We start from the raw sequence: 19,531 nt of genomic DNA on the forward strand, positions 1-19,531 counted from the left end.
TGTATGGCAATGCATCGCCGACCCATCTTTAACCCAAGCAAATCGGAGTGATAACATTGAAGACATTCGCTTTTCTGGCCGCGATGATGGCCGCAACGACCGCTGGACTTGCCCATGCGGAAGAACGTCGCATCACAGTTGACGCAACTGGAACCATAGTGGTTGCCCCCGATATGGCGACGATCACATTGGGTGTGACAAATGAAAACGCCGAGGCTTCGGCGGCGATGCAGGCCACCTCGGACTCAGTTGCGAAGATGCTTGCGCGCCTGACCGGGATGGGGATTGAAGACCGCGATATCCAGACCCGCGATCTGTCGCTTTCCCCTGTTTGGTCCGGGCGGCACGGGCAGAATGGAGAAACACCGGAAATCTCGGGATTCGCTGCCTCGAACCGCGTGTTTGTGCGTGTGCGTGATCTGTCCAAACTAGGAAGTATCATGGATGCGGTCATTCAGGATGGCGCCAACGATTTCGGGGGCTTGAGCTTTGGGGTGCAGGATACCAAACCAATCGAGGCCCAAGCGCGCGCGCAAGCTGTGGGCGAAGCTATGGCCAAGGCCGAGCAGCTGGCACAGGCGGCGGGTGTAACCCTTGGCGCGGTGCAAACGATTTCGGAACAAACGGGGGGCGTGCGCCCGATGCCCGAGATGCGCATGATGAGCATGGCTGACGCAGGGGGTGTACCTGTGGCAGGTGGTGAGGTTTCGGTGTCTGTCAGCGTCTCGATGGTGTTCGAGATTTCCAAATGAATTCAACCCTTCGCGCGGGCCAACAGCGGTTTTCGTTGTTGGCCCGAAGCGTCGAAATTATCGGGTGACAACCAGGCCTCGAAAGCATCACGGATGCGTGGCCATTCGGTATCTATGATTGAATACCAGGCCGTGTCGCGGTTGCGCCCTTTGTAGTGGGTTGCTTGGCGAAACACGCCTTCGAAGGTGAACCCAAGCCGCTCTGCCGCACTGCGCGACGGACCATTCAGCGCGTCGCATTTCCACTCGTATCGCCGGTAACCCAGTTCATCGAACACGCGCCGCATCATCAGATACATGGCTTCGGTTGATTGCGGCTTGCGCTGAAGCAGGGGTGAAAAGTGGATATGCCCGACCTCAATCGCTCCGGCGGCGGGAGCTATCCTGAGGTAAGAAGCCATGCCCAACGGTACCTCATCACCGTCCAGAACGGTATGGAACATCGGGTCCGCGTCCACGCAGTTGGCGCGCGCCCAGTCTTCGAACTCAGGTTCGCTGTCAAACGGGCCGTAGGGCAGGTAGGTCCAGTTGTGGCCATCCGTGTCCTTGGCAAACGCCCGGAACAGTCCGGGCGCGTGCCTGTTCACATCAAGGGGCACGACAGAACAATACCGGCCCACCATCGGCGTATAGGGTGGTGTCGGGCGTGGAAAGTTACCCGAAACCGGTAAACCGATGGGCTGGCCAAGGTTGTTTGTATCGTGCTGGGTCATGGTCAGGCGGTTGCTTTGGCCAGAGCCTGATCAAGGTCGGCAATCAGATCGTTCACGTCCTCGATCCCGATGGATACGCGCACCACGCCCGGGCCTGCGCCCGCGGCTTCCTGCTGTTCTGGGGTCAATTGACGATGTGTGGTCGAAGCCGAATGAATGATCAGCGAACGCGCGTCGCCCAGATTGGCTACGTGGCTGAAAATCTCCAGCGCATTGACCAGTTTGATACAGGCGTCATAGCCACCTTTCACGGCGAATGTGAACAGGGCGCCGGCACCGCGTGGATACTGAGCTTTGACCCGATCCTGATAGGGCGATGACGGCAATCCAGCATAGGTGACGTAGTCCACCCGGTCATCCGCTTCCAACCACGCTGCGATTTTCTGGGCGTTCTCCACGTGGCGCTCCATCCGCAGCGACAGGGTTTCGATCCCCATCAGCGTGTAGTGGGCCGCCTGCGGGTTCATGGTCATGCCCAGATCGCGCAGACCGATGGCGATGCCGTGGAAGGTAAAGGCCAAAGGTCCGAACGTTTCGTGGAACTTCAGTCCATGATAGGCCGGTTCGGGTTGGCTGAGCGAGGGGAACTTGTCATTTGCCGACCAGTCGAACTTGCCCGAATCCACGATGCAACCGCCGGTGACCGTACCGTTGCCAGTCAGGTACTTGGTGGTCGAATGCACGACCAGGGTCGCTCCGTGTTCGATCGGGCGGCACAGATATGGTGTTGCCGAGGTGTTATCGACAATCAGCGGAATGCCCGCCGCATCGGCCACATCTGCCAGTGCACGGATGTCCGTCACATAGCCGCCGGGATTAGCGATGGACTCGCAGAAAATCGCACGGGTATTTTCATCGATTGCGCCCTTCACCGCGTCCAGATCATCGGTGTCGACAAACTTGGCAGACCACCCAAAGCGTTTGATTGTCTGGCTGAACTGGGTGACCGTGCCGCCGTACAGACGGGTTGAGGCGACCACGTTGCAACCCGGACCCATCAGCGGGAACAGCGCCATGATCTGGGCCGCGTGCCCGGACGAACAGCAAACGGCACCAACACCGCCCTCAAGTGTAGCCACGCGTTCCTGAAGGACAGCCACAGTTGGGTTGGTCAGGCGCGAATAGATAAAGCCCACCTCTTGCAGGTTGAACAGGGCCGCTGCGTGGTCTGCATCGCGAAACACATAGGCCGTGGTCTGATAAATGGGTGTCTGGCGCGCTCCGGTCGCCGGGTCGGGGCGGGCGCCCGCGTGAATTTGCAACGTGTCGAAACCGTAGGTGGGACCGTCAGACATCTTGAAAATCTCCTGTTGGAATTTGTCTTGCGAAATCTGTAGGCCATTGCCCGCTTGCGCACAACGATCCTGTCAGCGCAGCCAGAGGCCCTTGCTTTTGATCGTGTTGCGGATGGCCTGTTCACGTCGTGGCAGATGATCGCGGTCAAACAGGGCGCGGACTTTTGCGCCTTTACCCTGCAGAACCATCTTTTTCAGCGGCTCATATTGCTTGAGAACCTTCTTGACCTTGTTTGGAGCGACGATGGTTTCCAAAACGTCTATCACATGATCGCTTTCACGGGCGTACAGCAAGGGAAACAGGCGATAGTGGCAACTGACGGATCCATCCAGCAAACCAGAGGGCAAAACATCACGACCACCGCCGAACGAGTGAATGACAAGGGGCAGGGCGGCCTGATCCAGCCAGGGGTCAAGGCTTTGGCCTGTCAACTCCGGAATGTTTTCGTCGCGGATTGTTCTGGCGTAGTCCAGAAAACGCTCACCAAATTTCCGGGGACATTTGTAGAAGAAATAGCCTGCATTGAAATACAGGTACCGCCGCCAGTGGTCCCGGGGTTGATCGGTGTCCAGCGAGCTTTCGAAATCCAACCCGAACCGGGCGTAAAGTGCGCGCCAGATACCGTCAAAACCGGGACCATACAGCGTTGGTTTGGGCCATGTCCCTTCAACTTTCAGTGACGCGCTGGGGCGGTCGAAGTCAAATGGGACGGATGTGATCTCGCCAGTGATCAGCGAGTCGGTGTCAAAGAACACAAAGGGCTCATCTTCCGGCAGGGCCATCAGCGCTTCGATCTTGTTGCCGTAGGGATAGCTTTCACCGAATACATGCGAGTCGAAGGGCAGAATTTCAGCATCCAGTTGTTTCAGGGCTTTCAGAACATCTTCGTCCTGAATGCGGGGATCCTGTTTCCAGCGTGGCCCCGGATTGGGCGTGGCGACAAACAGTTTGCCCCCGAACTGCGGTGAAGAATGGCGCAGTGAAGCCGCAAACAGCAGGGCCTCGTATTGCAGGCGGTTGTTTTGACCGACGACCGCGACGTTGAATTTCTGTGACGTTGCCTGCATCTATGCCCGTTCCCGACAGGTGTTTGACCATGCACCTTGACGTTCGGATTACATCAAGCGGCCCAAGGCGTCAAAAGCGGATAATTTGAAATTTCATCACGCGATCCCATTTCTTTCAGGGGTTGCTTCAGAAAGGGATACACATGCGGATCAATGCGGATTTCACCAAACGGGTCGCAGTACACTTTGACGAAAGTGAATGGGTCGCTTCTCCCGCAGCAGGGGTCGAGCGCAAAATGCTGGACCGGATTGGTGATGAGGTGGCCCGCGCAACAACCATTGTCCGCTTTGCGCCCGGCAGCACCTTTTCCGCCCATACCCATGACGGCGGCGAGGAATATCTGGTGCTGGACGGTGTATTTCAGGACGAGACCGGAGATTTTCCCGTCGGCAGCTATGTTCGCAACCCTCCAACTTCCTCGCACACTCCGTCCGCTGCCGAGGGCGCAACCATTCTGGTCAAGTTGCACCAGTTTGACCCGCAGGACCGGACTGAGGTGCGTCGCTCGATAAATGGCGATTCTGACGTACAGCTGTTCAAAGATGATCATGAGGACGTTTTTGTGCGGACATGGGCTGATGGGGGCGTGGTCGAACTGGACGCGTGCGACGGCATGGAAGTGTTTGTCATAAGGGGCAGTTTCTCTGAATCGGGGGAAGAATTTTGGAAATGGGACTGGTTGCGCCTGCCTCCCGGAACGCACTCGCGGGCTGTTGCAGGGCCTGATGGGGCCCGAGTCTGGATCAAGTCCTGCCACCTTGGTGAAATGGTCTGAATGCTTTTCGGCCCTGAAATCAGCTAAATGCCAATAAATCCGGGTTTAACGGCCCGGATTTTCGATTTTTTGACCATTTGGCAAATTTTACCAATTGATAAAAAATTTATTTGTGGCAAGCTGAGGTCATAACAAACATATCTACAGGGAGTAGAGTGATGGCACAGGGCCAGATGGCACCCGGCATCGTCGCGGGGCGGCTTTCAAGCGATGAGCTGACCTCGAATTTCACCGATCTGCATCCGCCATTGGCCCCGCATGAGGCCGCAGTTGCAGCAGACCGTTGTTATTTCTGCTATGACGCACCTTGCGTGACAGCGTGTCCGACAGACATCGATATTCCGCTATTCATCCGGCAGATTCAGGCCGGACAGCCCCAGGCTGCCGGGCGAACGATCTTTCAGCAAAACATTCTGGGCGGAATGTGCGCCCGTGTCTGTCCGACGGAAACACTGTGCGAGGAGGCCTGTGTTCGTGAGGCGGCCGAGGGCAAACCGGTCGAGATCGGACGGCTACAGCGCTTTGCGACAGATGATCTTATGTCCTCGGGCGCGCATCCGTTTGAACGTGCGGCATCGACCGGGAAAACGGTTGCTGTCGTGGGGGCAGGGCCTGCTGGTCTGGCCTGTGCGCATCGTCTTGCCATGCTGGGCCATGACGTGGTGATCCACGAAGGCAAGCCCAAACCGGGCGGTCTGAACGAATATGGGATTGCCGCCTATAAATCGACCAACAACTTTGCGCAGGCCGAGGTCGACTGGCTGCTGAAAATCGGTGGTATCACGATTGAAACCGGGTCGGTTCTGGGTGAAGGCATCTCACTGGATGGTCTGGTCGAAAACTACGACGCGGTGTTCCTGTCCATCGGGCTTGCTGGGGTCAATGCCCTGCGCGCGGATGGTGTTGACAAGGACGGCGTGCGGGATGCCGTCGATTTCATCGCGGACGTGCGGCAAGCTGGTGATCTTGCAAAGCTTCCTGTCGGGCGGAACGTCGTCGTTATTGGCGGAGGCATGACTGCCGTGGACGCGGCGGTAAAGTCCAAATTGTTAGGTGCCGAAAACGTCACCATTGCCTATCGCCGGGGACGCGACGCCATGGGTGCCAGCCGGTACGAGCAGGATCTGGCAGCCTCGCACGGGGTTCAGATTTTGACCAATGTGCAGCCGGTGGCAGTACACGGCAATGGAGCCGCTACCGAGATTGAGCTGGAATATACCTCGAGCCAGAACGGTCAGCTTACCGGAACCGGAGAGACGGTCCGGCTGCGGGCAGATCAGGTTCTCAAAGCCATCGGTCAGACGCTGGAAGGTGCGCCGGAAGGGCTGAAGCTGGACGGCAACAAGATCGCTGTCAGCGGTGCAGGCCGCACTTCCGTGGCTGGTGTCTGGGCAGGTGGAGATTGCGCGGCGGGCGGCGAAGACCTCACCGTTACGGCTGTTGCTGAAGGCCGGGATGCTGCGATGGACATCCACGCGACGCTGGTTTCGTGATAGGATGGGGTATTCGCCCCATTCCTTTCGCTGCTGAGGTATTCCCATGTCCCAGATCGAACAAGCCGTAGCGCAACACTACACCACCGGAGCACTGGCCGACCGCGTTCGCGCGGCGCTTGAGGCCAGCGGTATCGATCCGGATGCGGCCACGGTCGCAGACCTGAAAGCGGGGGACGAGTTCCACACGGGCGGCGTTCTGGCGACCAACAACCTGTTTGCGCAGTTGTCGCCGACCCATGCGACCCGTGTTCTGGATGTCGGATGCGGTATCGGCGGAACCTCTCGCTATGTCGTGGATCGCTATGATTCGACAGTAACAGGCGTCGATCTGACACCGGAATTCGTTGAAACCGCCAGGGTTCTCAGCGATATGGTCGGGCATTCCTCGAAAACCAACTTTCATGTGGGCAGCGCTTTGGAGATGCCGGTGCCGGATGCTGGTTTCGACCTGGCCGTCATGATGCATGTGGGCATGAACATTATGGACAAGGCCGGACTGTTCGCCGAAGTGTCGCGGGCGCTTGCCAAGGGCGGTACTTTTGCCCTGTTCGATGTGATGGCCGGAGACGTGGACGAGCCGCTGGCTTTCCCTCTGCCGTGGTCCACTGTTGCCGAGACCTCGTTCGTGGATGCGCCGGATGTTTATAAGTCTGCGGCAAGCGCCGCGGGTTTTGAACTGGTGACGGAAACGGATCGCACCGAATTCGCGATACAGTTCTTCGAGGACGTCTTTGCAAAGATTGCCGAATCCGGCCCGGCACCACTGGGCATTCATCTGATGATGGGCGAGACGGCGCCCGAAAAGTTCCAGAACTACGTCAAAAACCTCAAGGCCGGGCGCATACGCCCGACCGAAATGATATTCAAAAAAAATCCGGCTGAGCCGGGAAGGGAGAAGCCATGGCCGATCTGACGACTAACTTTCTAGGCATTTCCAGCCCCAACCCTTACTGGCTGGCCTCTGCGCCGCCGACGGACAAAGAATACAATGTTCGTCGCGCGTTTGAGGCCGGATGGGGCGGTGTTGTGTGGAAGACGCTGGGGTCCGAGGGACCGCCGGTCGTAAATGTGAACGGCCCGCGGTATGGCGCGATTTACGGTGCCGACCGCCGTTTGCTGGGACTGAACAATATCGAACTGATCACCGACCGCCCGCTTGAGGTGAACCTCGAGGAAATGGCGCGGGTCAAGTCCGACTATCCGGATCGCGCCCTGATCGCTTCGATCATGGTGCCCTGCGAGGAAGAAGCCTGGAAAGTCATTCTGCCGCGCGTGGCCGAAACCGGCGCGGACGGAATCGAATTGAACTTCGGTTGCCCGCACGGGATGAGTGAGCGCGGCATGGGGTCCGCCGTGGGGCAGGTGCCGGAATATATCGAGATGGTCACGCGTTGGTGCAAGCAATACTATGACCGTCCGGTCATCGTGAAGCTGACGCCGAACATCACCGACATCCGGAAACCCGCGGCGGCGGCCAGAAATGGTGGCGCGGACGCGGTGTCGCTGATTAACACGATCAATTCGATCACCAGCGTCAATCTGGACACGTTCAGCCCGGAACCCTCGATCGATGGCAAGGGCAGCCACGGAGGGTATTGTGGCCCTGCCGTGAAACCGATCGCCCTGTCGATGGTGTCCGAAATCGCACGGGCTGAGGCGACGCATGGCATGCCGATCTCGGGCATCGGGGGTGTCACCACATGGCGTGATGCGGCCGAGTTTATTTCGCTGGGATGTGGCACGGTGCAGGTCTGTACCGCTGCGATGACCTATGGGTTCAAGATCATCGATGAATTGACAGCAGGTCTGTCGGAATGGATGGATGAAAAGGGGTATACCAGCATTGATGAGGTGATCGGACGCGCGGTGCCCAATGTCACCGATTGGCAATACCTGAACCTGAACTACATCGCCAAAGCCAAGATCGATCAGGACCAGTGCATCAAATGCGGCCGGTGCTATGCCGCCTGTGAAGATACCAGCCATCAGGCGATTTCAATGTCGGATGACCGTGTGTTTGAGGTAAAGGATGACGAATGCGTCGCCTGTAACCTCTGCGTTGATGTCTGCCCGGTCGAAGGCTGCATTTCGATGGTGCCGATGGCGGCGGGTGAAATCGATCCGCGCACCGGGAAAGAGGTTCAGCCGACCTACGCGAACTGGACCACGCACCCGAACAATCCGATGGCCAAAGCAGCGGAATGATCGAGACAGGGAATATCCCTCAGGGGCCGCAGACGCGGCCCCTGAATTCATGGTGTCAGGAGTTTTCGGTACAGCGTATCGACAAAGGGTTCTGCACCCTCAAACGGGTTTTCGTCGCCCAGAATAGCCCGCACCTGAACGTCGAAATCGGCATAATGCTGCGTCAGCGCCCAGATCGAAAACATCAGATGATAAGGGTGCAGCCGCGTGATTTTGCCCTGATCCATCCAATTGGTGAGAATGGTGACCTTTTCGTCAACCAGTTGTTTGAGATCATTGGACAAAGCATCGTGAATGCGGGGCGCGCCTTGCACAAGCTCATTGGCAAAAAGGCGGCTTTCCCGTGGTAGCTCCTGACTCATTTGCAGTTTCCGGCGAATATAGGACAGCATTTCCTCCATCGGATCACCGGTCTCATCCAGATCGTGCAAGGGCGCCAGCCAGGTTTCCAGCAAGCCCGAAAGCAATTCGGTGTGGATCGCCTCTTTCGACGCGAAATAGTAGAGGAGATTGGGTTTGCTCAACCCCGCCTCGGCGGCAATCTGATCGACGGTCGCCCCACGAAACCCGTGTGCGGAAAACACATTCAGGGCAGCCTCGAGAATCGCGGCTCGGTTCTTCTTCTGGATACGAGTCGGTGCGCGGTCTTTCGGCATGATTTCAGTGTGTCTCTTTTTTCGTCGGATAGGCACGGATTACACTGAAATTTCAGGCTTTGCCGCGCAATTTCTTGACTGATACCGAACCCGTGATAGCGTGAGTTTGACCAGTTGGTCAAATCAAGACACCAATAGCGAGCAAAATCGCAAGCAAACAGGGAATAAGACAATGGCAGCTCCGGCGCAGAATCTCAGGATCAATGGCGACAGGTTGTGGGACAGCCTGATGGAGATGGCTAAGATCGGTCCCGGTGTTGCGGGGGGGAATAACCGGCAAACTCTGACTGACGAAGATGCCGAAGGCCGCGCCTTGTTCCAGAAGTGGTGTGAAGAGGCTGGATGCACCATGGGTCTGGACCAGATGGGCAACATGTTTGCGCATCGTGAGGGCACCGATCCGGACGCTTTGCCGGTCTATGTGGGATCGCATCTGGATACGCAGCCGACCGGTGGAAAATATGACGGTGTGCTGGGCGTTCTGGGCGGGTTGGAAGTTATCCGAACGCTCAACGATCTCGGGATCAAGACAAAACACCCCATCGTGGCGACCAACTGGACCAACGAGGAAGGGACGCGATATGCGCCTGCCATGCTGTCGTCCGGTGTCTTTGCAGGAATGCACACGCAGGCTTGGGCGTATGACCGTGAAGATGCCGAGGGAAAGAAATTCGGGGATGAACTGAACCGGATCGGTTGGCGCGGCGAAGAAGAAGTCGGCGCGCGCAAGATGCGCGCTTTCTTTGAGTTGCATATCGAACAGGGCCCGATCCTTGAAGCTGAAGGCAAGGATATCGGCGTCGTTACCCACGGTCAGGGTCTGAGCTGGACACAGATCACGCTGACCGGAAAGGATGCCCATACCGGTTCGACCCCGATGCCGATGCGCAAGAATGCCGGGCTGGCGATGGCGCGCATTCTTGAGAAAGTGGACGAAATCGCCTGGTCTCATGCACCGCATGCGGTTGGTGCTGCGGGGCATATTGACGTTTTCCCGAACTCGCGAAATGTAATCCCCGGAAAAGTCGTTTTTACGGTCGATTTCCGCTCGCCCGAGCTGGAGGTGATCACCGACATGGAAAACCGCCTGCGGGTGGCGGCGGAAGATATTGTCGAAGAAATGGGCCTGCAGATCGAATTCGAGAAAGTCGGCGGTTTCGATCCGGTTAAATTCGACGACGATTGCGTGTCTGCCGTGCGCGATGCGGCTGAGAGGTTGGGCTATTCGCATACCAACATCATCTCGGGCGCGGGGCATGATGCCTGCTGGATCAATCGTGTGGCCCCGACCGCCATGGTCATGTGCCCCTGTGTCGACGGACTGAGCCATAATGAGGCTGAAGAGATCAGCAAGGATTGGGCAGCAGCCGGGGCAGATGTCCTGCTGCATGCCGTGGTCGAGACTGCCGAAATCGTGGAATAGGGGGCGCTGCCCCCGTCGCCCATTGGGCGACTCCCCCGGGATATTTTTGGCCAGATGAAGCAAGCGGCGCAGACCGCATCAGGGAGTTCAAAATGAGTACTGTTATCAAAAACGGAACCGTTGTCACCGCGGATTTGTCTTACAAGGCGGATGTATTGGTCGAAGGCGGCGTCATCACCGGGATCGGGATGGGTCTGAAAGGTGATAAAGAGCTGGATGCGACCGGCTGTTATGTGATGCCCGGTGGGATTGATCCGCATACCCATCTGGAAATGCCGTTCATGGGCACCTATTCCAGCGACGATTTCGAAAGCGGTACGCGGGCGGCCCTGGCGGGGGGCACGACGATGGTTGTTGATTTCGCGCTGCCCAATCCGGGTGAAAGCCTGCTGGATGCCCTGAAGCGCTGGGACAACAAATCGACACGGGCGAATTGCGACTACTCGTTCCACATGGCAGTGACATGGTGGGGTGAACAGGTATTTGACGACCTCAAGACCGTGATCGAGACGCGCGGCATCAACACGTTCAAGCATTTCATGGCCTATAAAGGCGCATTGATGGTGAATGACGATGAGCTTTACGCCTCGTTCAGGCGTTTGGCCGAACTGGGCGGAATCGCAATGGTGCATGCCGAGAATGGTGACGTTGTTGCCGAGCTGAGCGCCAAGCTGCTGGCCGAGGGGAACTCTGGCCCCGAAGCGCATGCCTATTCCAGACCACCGCAGGTGGAGGGTGAGGCCACCAACCGGGCCATCATGATCGCTGATATGGCGGGCGTGCCGCTTTATGTTGTTCATACATCCTGCGAAGAGTCTCATGAGGCCATTCGCCGGGCCCGAATGCAGGGCAAGAGAGTGTGGGGCGAACCGCTGATTCAGCATCTTACCCTGGATGAAAGTGAATATTTCAATCAGGATTGGGATCACGCCGCGCGGCGGGTAATGAGCCCTCCGTTCCGCAATAAGCAGCACCAGGACAGCCTGTGGAATGGCCTGCAATCAGGATCGCTGAGTGTTGTGGCAACCGACCATTGCGCCTTTACGACCGAACAGAAACGCTTTGGAGTTGGGGATTTCACCAAGATCCCTAACGGGACCGGCGGTCTGGAGGATCGGATGCCGATGCTGTGGACGCACGGTGTGAATACCGGGCGCCTGACGCCCAACGAATTTGTAGCGGTGACTTCAACAAACATCGCCAAGATACTGAATTGCTATCCGAAAAAGGGCGCGATCCTTGTTGGAGCGGACGCAGATATCGTCGTATGGGATCCTGAGAAAACGAAAACGATCAGAGCCAGTACGCAGCAATCTTCGATCGACTACAACGTGTTTGAGGCCAAAGAGGTCAAAGGCTTGCCGCGCTTTACGCTGACCCGTGGACAGGTTGCGGTACATGATGGTGAAATCCGCACGCAGGAAGGCCATGGCGAGTTCGTAGCGCGCGAGGCAAATACGACCGTCAACAAGGCTTTGAGCGCGTGGAAAGAACTAACCGCCCCTCGGCCAGTTGAGCGGACAGGTATCCCGGCGACGGGGGTTTGATCCGTTGGGCCGCTATTTGGGCGGCCCCGGCACCACTCTTTTCAAGGCAGTAGAATGACCACTGAAAGCACGAACCAGCACGTCATCGAAGCAAGGCAGCTTGACCTCACCTTTCAAACCAATGACGGGCCTGTTCACGCGTTGAAAGACGTGAACCTGACGATCGACAAGGGTGAATTTGTTAGTTTCATTGGCCCCTCGGGCTGTGGGAAAACCACTTTCCTGCGCTGTATCGCGGCCTTGGAGTCACCGACCGGCGGGTCGCTGACTGTCAACGGAATGACAGCGGACGAAGCGCGGCGAAACAGGGCCTATGGATATGTCTTTCAGGCAGCGGGCCTTTATCCCTGGCGCACCATCGCAAAGAACGTCAAGTTGCCTCTTGAGATCATGGGCTATTCCGCGTCCGAGCAGGAAGAAAGGGTGAGAAAAGTCCTGGAACTGGTTGATCTTGAAGGGTTCGGTGGGAAATTCCCATGGCAGTTATCCGGCGGGATGCAGCAGCGCGCCAGCATCGCGCGGGCCTTGGCCTTTGATGCTGATATCTTGTTGATGGATGAGCCGTTCGGCGCTTTGGATGAGATTGTACGCGACCACCTGAACGAGCAGCTTCTGGCGCTTTGGGCAAGAACCGAAAAAACCATCGGTTTCGTGACACATTCGATTCCCGAAGCCGTATATCTGAGCACAAAAATTGTCGTGATGAGCCCGCGGCCGGGGCGGATTACGGATGTGATCGACAGCCCGCTGCCAAAGGAACGACCGTTGGACATTCGTGACACCCCAGAATTCATCGAAGTGGCCCATCGTGTTCGCGACGGGTTGCGGGCGGGGCATTCTTATGACGACTGATCCGGGGGCAGAAACCATCAGACGGGCCGTGGTAGGTGACGTGCCGGCTTGTGCCCGCGTGATTTACAATTGGGCCTCGCAGACGGACTGGATGCCTGATGAAATGCCGGTGGAGGAATTGGCGGCCTTGATCCGCGATGCGTTCGACAGCCGTGAGATCTGGGTCGCGGGTGATCCGGTTGATTGCTACATGTCCGTTGATCCGGCACAGAGTAAAATCGGTGCGTTGTATTGCAGCCGGACGGGGCAGGGAATTGGCAAGTGTTTCGTTGACAAGGCGAAGGAGGGTCGGACCCACCTTTGGCTGACAACACACAAACCCAATCAGGCGGCGCAGAGGTTTTACCGCCGTGAAGGGTTCGAGGTAACCGCCGAAGAACTGCCTGCACCGCCGGATACAGTGCCCGTCTTTCGTATGGAGTGGCACGCATGAAGCAGATCATCGCCGTTTTCACCGTCGTCGCCGTGATCGTTCTGTTCTGGTATGCCGCTTGCGTTCCAATGAACATCAAAGGGGTTTTGACCGAACTTGAACGTGGTGGAGCCGAGGTTCAGCCGCCCACCGCAAGCGCGCGCCGGGATCTGGGAGAGTTCGGTCTGGTTCTGGATAATTCGTTCGCGATTCCAGTAACTTGGGAGCAGGGCAAGCCCCGTTTGCCATCACCTCATCAGGTGGCGACTGAACTGTGGGATACAACTGTCCTGAAGAAAATCAACTCGAAAAGATCGCTGATCTTTCATGGGTGGGTGACACTCAGCGCTACGATTCTGGGCTTTGTCATCGGGACCGGGCTGGGAGTCTTGTTGGCCGTTGGGATCGTGCATAGCCGCGTGATGGATTTGTCGGTCATGCCATGGGCTATCGTGAGCCAGACGATCCCGATTATCGCTCTGGCACCGATGATTATCGTGGTCCTGTACTCGGTTGGGGTTCAGGGGATCATTCCCAAAGCGATCATCTCAGCGTATCTGAGCTTTTTTCCGGTTGTTGTAGGCATGGTCAAAGGGTTGCGCAGCCCTGACGCGATGCAACTTGACCTGTTGCGGACCTATAATGCCAGCCAATCCCAGGGGTTTTGGAAACTGCGCTTGCCTGCGTCGATGCCATACCTGTTCACCTCGTTGAAAATCGGTATTGCGGCATCGCTGGTCGGCGCAATCGTGGGCGAGCTGCCGACAGGCGCTGTCGCAGGATTGGGCGCTCGGTTGCTGGCAGGCAGTTACTATGGTCAAACCGTGCAGATATGGTCAGCGCTTTTTGCAGCAGCCATTCTGGCCGCGTGCCTGGTCGGTTTGCTGGGATTGATTGAACGGTCGGTTCTGAGGCGAATGGGGATGGCGCAATGATGTTGGTTGTCTTTGCTTTGCTGCTGTGGGCCTTCGGCTGGTGGTTGAACAGCCGATTGGCCAGTGGCCCGCAAGCCGACAGCCAGATGGTACGCTTCCTGGCACCGGTGATTTTTGGTCTGACCATCGTCGGAGCCTGGGAGCTGGTGGTCCGCGGGCTTGAAGTACCGCTGGTCATTCTGCCTGCACCCTCCGCCATAGCGGTGCGATTTGCAGGTAGCCTTGACATTCTTTGGGCCGACTTTGTTCAGACGATCCTGAAAGGCGCGCTCAGCGGATATGTCATCGGCTGTGGATCGGCCTTCCTTATAGCGATTGCTGTTGATCGGTGGGATTTCCTGCGTTTGGGGCTATTGCCAGTCGGGAATTTCGTCGCGGCTTTGCCTATTGTGGGGACGGCACCCATTCTGGTCATGTGGTTCGGGTTTGATTGGCATTCCAAAGCGGCGGTGGTCGTTGTGATGGTGTTCTTTCCGATGCTGGTCAACACCGTGGCCGGTCTGCGCGAGGCCACAGCGATGCAGCGTGACTTGATGGAAACCTATGCTGCAAGTTATTGGCAGAGCTTTCTGAAGTTGCGGTTGCCTGCGGCGATGCCTTTCATTTTCAACGGGTTGAAGATTTCGACAACTTTGGCTTTGATTGGCGCCATCGTGGCTGAATTCTTCGGATCGCCAACACTCGGTATGGGATTTCGGATATCCACCAGCGTCGGTCAATTGTCGTTGGACATGGTCTGGGCCGAAATCGTTGTTGCCGCTATCGCAGGTACGGCCTTTTATGGCCTGGTGGCGGGAATCGAAAAAGTGGTGACGTTCTGGCACCCCTCACAACGCGGATAAGACGAAGAAAATCAACAGACCCTGAAAATCGGGGCGCAACAAGCAACTAGGAGAAATGAAGATGAACAAGCTATTCAGCGGGGCGGTTGCCGCCTTTGGTCTGGCAGCCAGTACGGCGCTGGCGGCGGATGAAGTGACACTGCAACTGAAATGGGTCACGCAAGCACAATTCGCGGGCTACTACGTTGCCAAGGACAAGGGCTTTTACGAGGAAGAAGGGCTGGACGTTACCATTCTGCCCGGCGGGCCTGACATTGCTCCGACACAGGTGATTGCGGGCGGCGGTGCTGATGTGACCGTTGAATGGATGCCTGCCGCTCTGGCCGCACGTGAAAAAGGGTTGCCGTTGGTGAACATCGCCCAGCCGTTCAAAAGCTCGGGCATGATGCTGACCTGCTGGAAAGATGCCGGTATTTCGTCGCCCGAGGACCTGAAGAACCGCACGCTGGGCGTCTGGTTCTTTGGCAATGAATTCCCGTTCATGAGCTGGATGAGCCAGTTGGGCATCAGCACTGATGGGAAAGGCGACAACGGTGTGGAAGTTCTGAAACAGGGCTTCAACGTCGATCCGCTGCTGCAACGTCAGGCGGATTGCATCAGCACCATGACCTACAATGAATACTGGCAGGTCATCGATGCCGGTGTCAGCCCGGATGAACTGGTGACTTTCAAATACGAAGACCAGGGTGTCGCGACGCTGGAAGACGGTCTTTACGTTCTGGAAGAAAATCTCAGCGATGCGGCATTCACCGACAAGATGCAGCGGTTTGTGCGCGCCTCGATGAAAGGTTGGAAATACGCCGAGGAGAACCCCGATGAAGCGGCAGATATCGTGCTGGAGAACGATGCAACGGGTGCGCAGACAGAAGAGCATCAGAAACGCATGATGGGTGAGATCGCCAAGTTGACCGCAGGTTCGAACGGCGCGCTGGACCCGGCGGATTTTGATCGCACCGTTGGTACTCTGCTGGCCGGAGGTTCTGATCCGGTGATCACCAAAACACCCGAAGGGGCCTGGACGCATCAGATCACGGACGCTGCTCTGAACTGACGCCAACGGTTCATCTGACTGATAAAAAACGCGGTCCCAATCGGGGCCGCGTTTCGTATTCGGGATGTCGGAATTGTGTCTGTGCTTGGCACCGAAATGAAGTAGTATTTCCCTGTAATCTAGCGATTTCTGTACGAAACGTAGATAACAAGGAAGAAAATGCAGGAATTTTCATCAGAATTCAGCGCTGCGATCGCCTTGATTCTCGGGGGAGATTCTGAGCTGTGGGCAATTGTGTTGTTGTCTCTGAAAGTGTCCGTGTTTGCAGTGCTGGTTTCTGCTCTGATCGGAATGCCCGTGGGGGCTGCGTTGGCCGTCGCCCGGTTCCCCGGCCGCAGGATGCTGATCGTCCTGATGAATGCACTGATGGGGTTTCCACCGGTTGTCGTGGGCCTGCTGGTCTATCTGACCCTGTCCCGTTCCGGTCCCCTTGGGGTGCTTGAGCTTTTGTACACTCCGACTGCCATGATCATTGCGCAGGTCGTTTTGGTCACCCCCATTGTCGCGGCTTTGACGCGTCAGGTTGTTGAGATGCTGGCTGAGGAATATTCCGAACAGCTGCGCTCCTTGGGTGTGTCACGGCTGGCCTCGGTGCCGGTTTTGTTGTGGGATGCGCGACTGGCACTTGTCACGGCTTTGCTTGCAGGTTTTGGACGCGCCATCGCCGAGGTGGGCGCGGTTATCATCGTTGGCGGAAACATCAATCATGTGACCCGCGTGATGACGACAACCATTGCGCTTGAAACGTCGAAGGGAAATCTGTCTCTGGCACTGGCGCTGGGGGCGATCCTGATCGGAATTGCAATTGCCGTAAACGCGATGGTCAGCGCGGTCAGTTTGCGGGCCGAACAGGAGGGGTTGCGCCATGCGTGACGTGACCTGTGACATGTCGAACTGTCTGACAGTTGAAAACTTGCAAATTCGCAGCAACGGCAAGGTTTTGCTGGATGTTCCTTCATTGGTTATGGATGGTCTGGGGCCGACGTTGCTTCTTGGCCCCAACGGTGCGGGCAAAAGCCTGTTGCTGCGGTGCTTGCATGGCCTGATCTCGCCGGATCGCGGGCGGGTGGTGCAGGATGGAAACCCTCTGAGCGCCGCGCAGAAAGCGCGCCAAGCCATGGTGTTTCAGAGACCGGTTCTGTTGCGACGGTCTGTTGCTGCAAACCTGGGCTTTGTCCTTAAGCGACAGGGCATTGGGCGAACAGCAAGAAAGGCACGTATCACCGAGTTGCTGGCCGAAGGCGGGCTGGATGGTAAGGCCCGGCAATCCGCCCGATCACTGTCGGGCGGCGAGGCCCAGAGGCTGGCCATATTGCGTGCCTTGGCGCTGGAGCCCGAAACACTGTTTCTGGACGAACCGACCAGCGCCCTTGATCCCGGCGCGACACAGATGATCGAACGTATGGTTCTGCGCGCCTCTGCGCGGGGTGTACGGATCGTGATGGTGACACATGATATTGGTCAGGCCCGTCGTTTGGCCTCGGATGTGGTCATGATGCAGGGCGGTCATGTGGTTGAACACGGCCCTGCAAAACAGGTTTTGGATACCCCTGTAAGCGAAGCATCGCGCCGCTACCTCGCGGGTGGATTGGTTACTTAAGAGATAGAACGGAGAGTATGATGTTCCGCGCAATATTTCGGGCAGCAGTGATAGCCCTTGGTCTGTCGGCAAGTGCGGCCAGGGCAGAGACTCCGTTCATTGTCGTTCAATCTACGACATCCACCCAGAACTCGGGGCTGTTGGACTATATTCTGCCGTGGTTCGAGGCCGATTCGGGCATTGACGTGCGCGTCGTGGCCGTAGGAACAGGTCAGGCAATTCGCAACGCAGTGAACGGTGACGGTGACGTCCTGCTGGTTCACGCCAAATCCGCCGAAGAGAAATTCGTCGCTGATGGATATGGCGTGGAGCGGAGGGACCTGATGTATAACGATTTTGTATTGGTGGGCCCCAAGGCAGATCCTGCCGGAATTCGCGGTGGTGCCGAAATTTTGAACGCTCTTGCTGCGATCGCAAGCGCTGAAGCCCCGTTTGCATCGCGCGGAGATGACAGTGGAACGCATAAGGCCGAGCTGCGGCATTGGTCTGCCGCGGGGCTGGATCCAACCGGCGCATCCGGAAGTTGGTATCGGGAAACCGGGTCGGGTATGGGGGCAACGCTGAATGTGGCCAGCGGCATGAACGCGTATACTCTGACAGATCGGGCGACGTGGCTATCCTTTGGTAACAGAGGCAATCTTGAGATCCTGGTCGAAGGTGATCCGCGTCTGTTCAACCAATATGGTGTGATCCTCGTAAATCCCGAAAAGCATCCCCATGTGCGCGCTGCCTCTGGACAGCGGTTCATCGATTGGTTGACCGGGCCGGACGGGCAGGAGGCGATCGCCTCTTTCCGACTGGACGGTCAGCAGGTGTTTTTCCCCAATGCGCAATAAGCTGGCCTGCGGCCAGCCCCTGCGGGGCGAGTATTTTTGAAAAGATGAAGGCGCGGGTGGAAGCTCACCCGCTGGCCCCATTGTGGTGGATCGTGCCAAGACCAGACAGGTCATAGCCGCCGAATTCGCTTGCCCGCTGGGCGAATTGACCCGAGCGCAACAGGGTCAGCAGTTTCTGTATTGGCGGATCGAAGAAGGCCCGGCGCCAGATCGCGAGGTCCAGCCGCTCGGAATGAGTGGGGACAAAACCCAAGTTGTAGAGCCCGGCTAGGGCGCCAAGCCCAAAACCGGCCTCGGCCTTCCGGTCATGCAGGGCGATGGCCAGCTCTTCTTCTGTGCGTGCGCAGCCTGGTCGAATGTCCAGATCATCCCGGCTCAGACCGTGGGCATCAAGTTGGGAGTCAAACAGGCGCTGGCTTGCCGCACTGTCCTGACGTAGCATGACGGTGCGAGACTTGAGGTCGTCAAAAGAATTGATGTCGGATATGCCCGGGGCAAGAAGCAATCCACGCTCACGTCGGGCGATTTCAAACAGGATCACCGGGGCTTCGCCCAAAGTGTCAAGCAGGGATTCTTTGTTGAATCCGCCATTTTCGTGGATGTGCAGCACAGCGGCCTGCGCGCTGCGTTTGCTGAGCCTGATCAGCCCGTCAAAAGAACCGTCGTAATAGGTGGCCAGCCCCGATCCACTTTCACGTAACGCCCAGTCCAGCAAGGGATCGTGGCTGCCCGCTATGATCGGGGGCAGGGGCGGTTCGGCGACCTGAGGACCGGATCGCGACGCGTTGAGCCAGGCAATGATCTCGGCCCGCGGAAACAACAGCTTACCCATGGCGCGCACGCACGGTATTTCGCCTGACGAGGCAAGGTCATAGGCCTTCCGCTCGCCAATGCGCAGCAGATCGGCCAGTTCACGGGTGGTCAGATATTGCGGCATTCAGTCGAGGCGCACGGCGGTGCCGGATGTTGTGTCAGCGGTACTGAATCCGATTTGTTCCAGCACAAACGGGGCTGCGCCTGCAATAACGACCATCGCGGCGACGGCGGCGAGAAAGGCTTTCATGGGCTCCTC

The 19,531-nt window shown here is 57.4% G+C and carries 21 protein-coding genes; 15 read left to right on the top strand and 6 right to left on the bottom strand.

Features of this window, described 5'->3' with window-relative positions; translation table 11 throughout:
- The first annotated feature begins 47 nt into the window (after positions 1 to 47).
- Positions 48 to 752 carry an SIMPL domain-containing protein gene (locus tag ACR0NZ_RS02340; RefSeq protein WP_480516678.1) on the top strand — a complete coding sequence of 235 codons (705 nt, stop codon included), beginning with the start codon at positions 48 to 50 and terminating at the stop codon, positions 750 to 752.
- A 2-nt stretch (positions 753 to 754) separates the two neighbouring features.
- Here ACR0NZ_RS02340 and ACR0NZ_RS02345 read toward each other — a convergent pair whose 3' ends face one another.
- The 3 genes from ACR0NZ_RS02345 to ACR0NZ_RS02355 form a co-directional block, all read right to left on the bottom strand.
- Positions 755 to 1,465, bottom strand: a complete 711-nt coding sequence (locus ACR0NZ_RS02345) for a GNAT family N-acetyltransferase (RefSeq protein WP_480516680.1) — start codon at positions 1,463 to 1,465, stop codon at positions 755 to 757.
- 2 nt (positions 1,466 to 1,467) lie between these two features.
- A complete protein-coding gene (locus tag ACR0NZ_RS02350) occupies positions 1,468 to 2,760 on the bottom strand; it encodes an O-acetylhomoserine aminocarboxypropyltransferase/cysteine synthase family protein (RefSeq protein ID WP_480516682.1) in 1,293 nt (430 codons plus the stop codon).
- Between the two features lie 72 nt (positions 2,761 to 2,832).
- Positions 2,833 to 3,828, bottom strand: coding sequence for a hypothetical protein (locus ACR0NZ_RS02355; RefSeq protein WP_480516684.1), 996 nt, complete (start codon positions 3,826 to 3,828; stop codon positions 2,833 to 2,835).
- Between the two features lie 143 nt (positions 3,829 to 3,971).
- On the opposite strand from ACR0NZ_RS02355, the gene ACR0NZ_RS02360 reads away from it, so the two are divergent.
- The 4 genes from ACR0NZ_RS02360 to preA all read left to right on the top strand — a co-directional run bounded on the left by ACR0NZ_RS02360 (position 3,972) and on the right by preA (position 8,305).
- Positions 3,972 to 4,604, top strand: coding sequence for a cupin domain-containing protein (locus ACR0NZ_RS02360; protein WP_480516686.1), 633 nt, complete (start codon positions 3,972 to 3,974; stop codon positions 4,602 to 4,604).
- Between the two features lie 158 nt (positions 4,605 to 4,762).
- A complete protein-coding gene (locus ACR0NZ_RS02365) occupies positions 4,763 to 6,097 on the top strand; it encodes an NAD(P)-dependent oxidoreductase (protein WP_480476634.1) in 1,335 nt (444 codons plus the stop codon).
- A gap of 46 nt (positions 6,098 to 6,143) precedes the next feature.
- Positions 6,144 to 7,013 carry a class I SAM-dependent methyltransferase gene (locus tag ACR0NZ_RS02370; protein ID WP_480516688.1) on the top strand — a complete coding sequence of 290 codons (870 nt, stop codon included), beginning with the start codon at positions 6,144 to 6,146 and terminating at the stop codon, positions 7,011 to 7,013.
- Positions 7,001 to 8,305 (top strand): NAD-dependent dihydropyrimidine dehydrogenase subunit PreA, encoded by a 1,305-nt coding sequence (gene preA, locus ACR0NZ_RS02375; RefSeq protein ID WP_480516690.1) that lies wholly within the window; start codon positions 7,001 to 7,003, stop codon positions 8,303 to 8,305. The genes ACR0NZ_RS02370 and preA overlap by 13 nt, the downstream gene beginning before the upstream one ends.
- Positions 8,306 to 8,352: 47 nt before the next feature.
- Here the strand turns inward: preA and ACR0NZ_RS02380 are convergent, their stop codons facing one another.
- On the bottom strand, positions 8,353 to 8,961 hold the full coding sequence (locus ACR0NZ_RS02380; RefSeq protein ID WP_480516692.1) for a TetR family transcriptional regulator C-terminal domain-containing protein: 609 nt from the start codon (positions 8,959 to 8,961) through the stop codon (positions 8,353 to 8,355).
- A gap of 172 nt (positions 8,962 to 9,133) precedes the next feature.
- Here ACR0NZ_RS02380 and ACR0NZ_RS02385 point away from each other — a divergent pair, with 172 nt between their 5' ends.
- The 10 genes from ACR0NZ_RS02385 (at position 9,134) to ACR0NZ_RS02430 (ending at position 18,459) form a co-directional block, all read left to right on the top strand.
- A complete protein-coding gene (locus ACR0NZ_RS02385) occupies positions 9,134 to 10,384 on the top strand; it encodes a Zn-dependent hydrolase (protein ID WP_480516694.1) in 1,251 nt (416 codons plus the stop codon).
- A 92-nt stretch (positions 10,385 to 10,476) separates the two neighbouring features.
- Positions 10,477 to 11,931, top strand: coding sequence for a dihydropyrimidinase (hydA, locus tag ACR0NZ_RS02390; RefSeq protein ID WP_480516696.1), 1,455 nt, complete (start codon positions 10,477 to 10,479; stop codon positions 11,929 to 11,931).
- 54 nt (positions 11,932 to 11,985) lie between these two features.
- Entirely contained in the window at positions 11,986 to 12,783 is a 798-nt protein-coding gene (locus ACR0NZ_RS02395; protein ID WP_480516698.1) for an ABC transporter ATP-binding protein, read from the top strand.
- Entirely contained in the window at positions 12,773 to 13,216 is a 444-nt protein-coding gene (locus ACR0NZ_RS02400) for an N-acetyltransferase family protein (RefSeq protein WP_480516700.1), read from the top strand. The genes ACR0NZ_RS02395 and ACR0NZ_RS02400 overlap by 11 nt, the downstream gene beginning before the upstream one ends.
- Positions 13,213 to 14,130, top strand: coding sequence for an ABC transporter permease (locus ACR0NZ_RS02405; protein ID WP_480516702.1), 918 nt, complete (start codon positions 13,213 to 13,215; stop codon positions 14,128 to 14,130). The genes ACR0NZ_RS02400 and ACR0NZ_RS02405 overlap by 4 nt, the downstream gene beginning before the upstream one ends.
- Complete coding sequence (locus tag ACR0NZ_RS02410; protein ID WP_480516704.1) at positions 14,127 to 14,972, top strand: ABC transporter permease; 846 nt, start codon at positions 14,127 to 14,129, stop codon at positions 14,970 to 14,972. The genes ACR0NZ_RS02405 and ACR0NZ_RS02410 overlap by 4 nt, the downstream gene beginning before the upstream one ends.
- Before the next feature lie 61 nt (positions 14,973 to 15,033).
- Positions 15,034 to 16,023: an ABC transporter substrate-binding protein gene (locus ACR0NZ_RS02415; protein ID WP_480476654.1), complete on the top strand. Its 990-nt coding sequence runs from the start codon at positions 15,034 to 15,036 to the stop codon at positions 16,021 to 16,023.
- A gap of 159 nt (positions 16,024 to 16,182) precedes the next feature.
- Positions 16,183 to 16,896 carry an ABC transporter permease gene (locus ACR0NZ_RS02420; RefSeq protein WP_480476656.1) on the top strand — a complete coding sequence of 238 codons (714 nt, stop codon included), beginning with the start codon at positions 16,183 to 16,185 and terminating at the stop codon, positions 16,894 to 16,896.
- Positions 16,889 to 17,623, top strand: a complete 735-nt coding sequence (locus tag ACR0NZ_RS02425; RefSeq protein ID WP_480516706.1) for an ATP-binding cassette domain-containing protein — start codon at positions 16,889 to 16,891, stop codon at positions 17,621 to 17,623. The genes ACR0NZ_RS02420 and ACR0NZ_RS02425 overlap by 8 nt, the downstream gene beginning before the upstream one ends.
- Positions 17,624 to 17,643: 20 nt before the next feature.
- Positions 17,644 to 18,459: an ABC transporter substrate-binding protein gene (locus ACR0NZ_RS02430; RefSeq protein WP_480476660.1), complete on the top strand. Its 816-nt coding sequence runs from the start codon at positions 17,644 to 17,646 to the stop codon at positions 18,457 to 18,459.
- 64 nt (positions 18,460 to 18,523) lie between these two features.
- On the opposite strand, the gene ACR0NZ_RS02435 is transcribed toward ACR0NZ_RS02430, so the two are convergent.
- Together ACR0NZ_RS02435 and ACR0NZ_RS02440 are read right to left on the bottom strand one after the other, a co-directional pair.
- Positions 18,524 to 19,396: a substrate-binding domain-containing protein gene (locus ACR0NZ_RS02435; protein WP_480493374.1), complete on the bottom strand. Its 873-nt coding sequence runs from the start codon at positions 19,394 to 19,396 to the stop codon at positions 18,524 to 18,526.
- Positions 19,397 to 19,522, bottom strand: coding sequence for a hypothetical protein (locus ACR0NZ_RS02440; RefSeq protein ID WP_480476664.1), 126 nt, complete (start codon positions 19,520 to 19,522; stop codon positions 19,397 to 19,399).
- Positions 19,523 to 19,531 lie beyond the last annotated feature (9 nt).

It is taken from the genome of Ruegeria sp. AE3 (assembly GCF_056542225.1).

Coding starts and splice junctions, on each gene's coding strand:
- ACR0NZ_RS02415 (WP_480476654.1), top strand. CDS start 15,034: ATGAACAAGCTATTCAGCGGGGCGGTTGCCGCCTTTGGTCTGGCAGCC.
- ACR0NZ_RS02350 (WP_480516682.1), bottom strand. CDS start 2,760: ATGTCTGACGGTCCCACCTACGGTTTCGACACGTTGCAAATTCACGCG.
- ACR0NZ_RS02360 (WP_480516686.1), top strand. CDS start 3,972: ATGCGGATCAATGCGGATTTCACCAAACGGGTCGCAGTACACTTTGAC.
- ACR0NZ_RS02440 (WP_480476664.1), bottom strand. CDS start 19,522: ATGAAAGCCTTTCTCGCCGCCGTCGCCGCGATGGTCGTTATTGCAGGC.
- ACR0NZ_RS02400 (WP_480516700.1), top strand. CDS start 12,773: ATGACGACTGATCCGGGGGCAGAAACCATCAGACGGGCCGTGGTAGGT.
- ACR0NZ_RS02370 (WP_480516688.1), top strand. CDS start 6,144: ATGTCCCAGATCGAACAAGCCGTAGCGCAACACTACACCACCGGAGCA.
- hydA (WP_480516696.1), top strand. CDS start 10,477: ATGAGTACTGTTATCAAAAACGGAACCGTTGTCACCGCGGATTTGTCT.
- ACR0NZ_RS02410 (WP_480516704.1), top strand. CDS start 14,127: ATGATGTTGGTTGTCTTTGCTTTGCTGCTGTGGGCCTTCGGCTGGTGG.
- ACR0NZ_RS02430 (WP_480476660.1), top strand. CDS start 17,644: ATGTTCCGCGCAATATTTCGGGCAGCAGTGATAGCCCTTGGTCTGTCG.
- ACR0NZ_RS02420 (WP_480476656.1), top strand. CDS start 16,183: ATGCAGGAATTTTCATCAGAATTCAGCGCTGCGATCGCCTTGATTCTC.
- ACR0NZ_RS02405 (WP_480516702.1), top strand. CDS start 13,213: ATGAAGCAGATCATCGCCGTTTTCACCGTCGTCGCCGTGATCGTTCTG.
- preA (WP_480516690.1), top strand. CDS start 7,001: ATGGCCGATCTGACGACTAACTTTCTAGGCATTTCCAGCCCCAACCCT.
- ACR0NZ_RS02345 (WP_480516680.1), bottom strand. CDS start 1,465: ATGACCCAGCACGATACAAACAACCTTGGCCAGCCCATCGGTTTACCG.
- ACR0NZ_RS02435 (WP_480493374.1), bottom strand. CDS start 19,396: ATGCCGCAATATCTGACCACCCGTGAACTGGCCGATCTGCTGCGCATT.
- ACR0NZ_RS02385 (WP_480516694.1), top strand. CDS start 9,134: ATGGCAGCTCCGGCGCAGAATCTCAGGATCAATGGCGACAGGTTGTGG.
- ACR0NZ_RS02365 (WP_480476634.1), top strand. CDS start 4,763: ATGGCACAGGGCCAGATGGCACCCGGCATCGTCGCGGGGCGGCTTTCA.
- ACR0NZ_RS02380 (WP_480516692.1), bottom strand. CDS start 8,961: ATGCCGAAAGACCGCGCACCGACTCGTATCCAGAAGAAGAACCGAGCC.
- ACR0NZ_RS02425 (WP_480516706.1), top strand. CDS start 16,889: ATGCGTGACGTGACCTGTGACATGTCGAACTGTCTGACAGTTGAAAAC.
- ACR0NZ_RS02355 (WP_480516684.1), bottom strand. CDS start 3,828: ATGCAGGCAACGTCACAGAAATTCAACGTCGCGGTCGTCGGTCAAAAC.
- ACR0NZ_RS02395 (WP_480516698.1), top strand. CDS start 11,986: ATGACCACTGAAAGCACGAACCAGCACGTCATCGAAGCAAGGCAGCTT.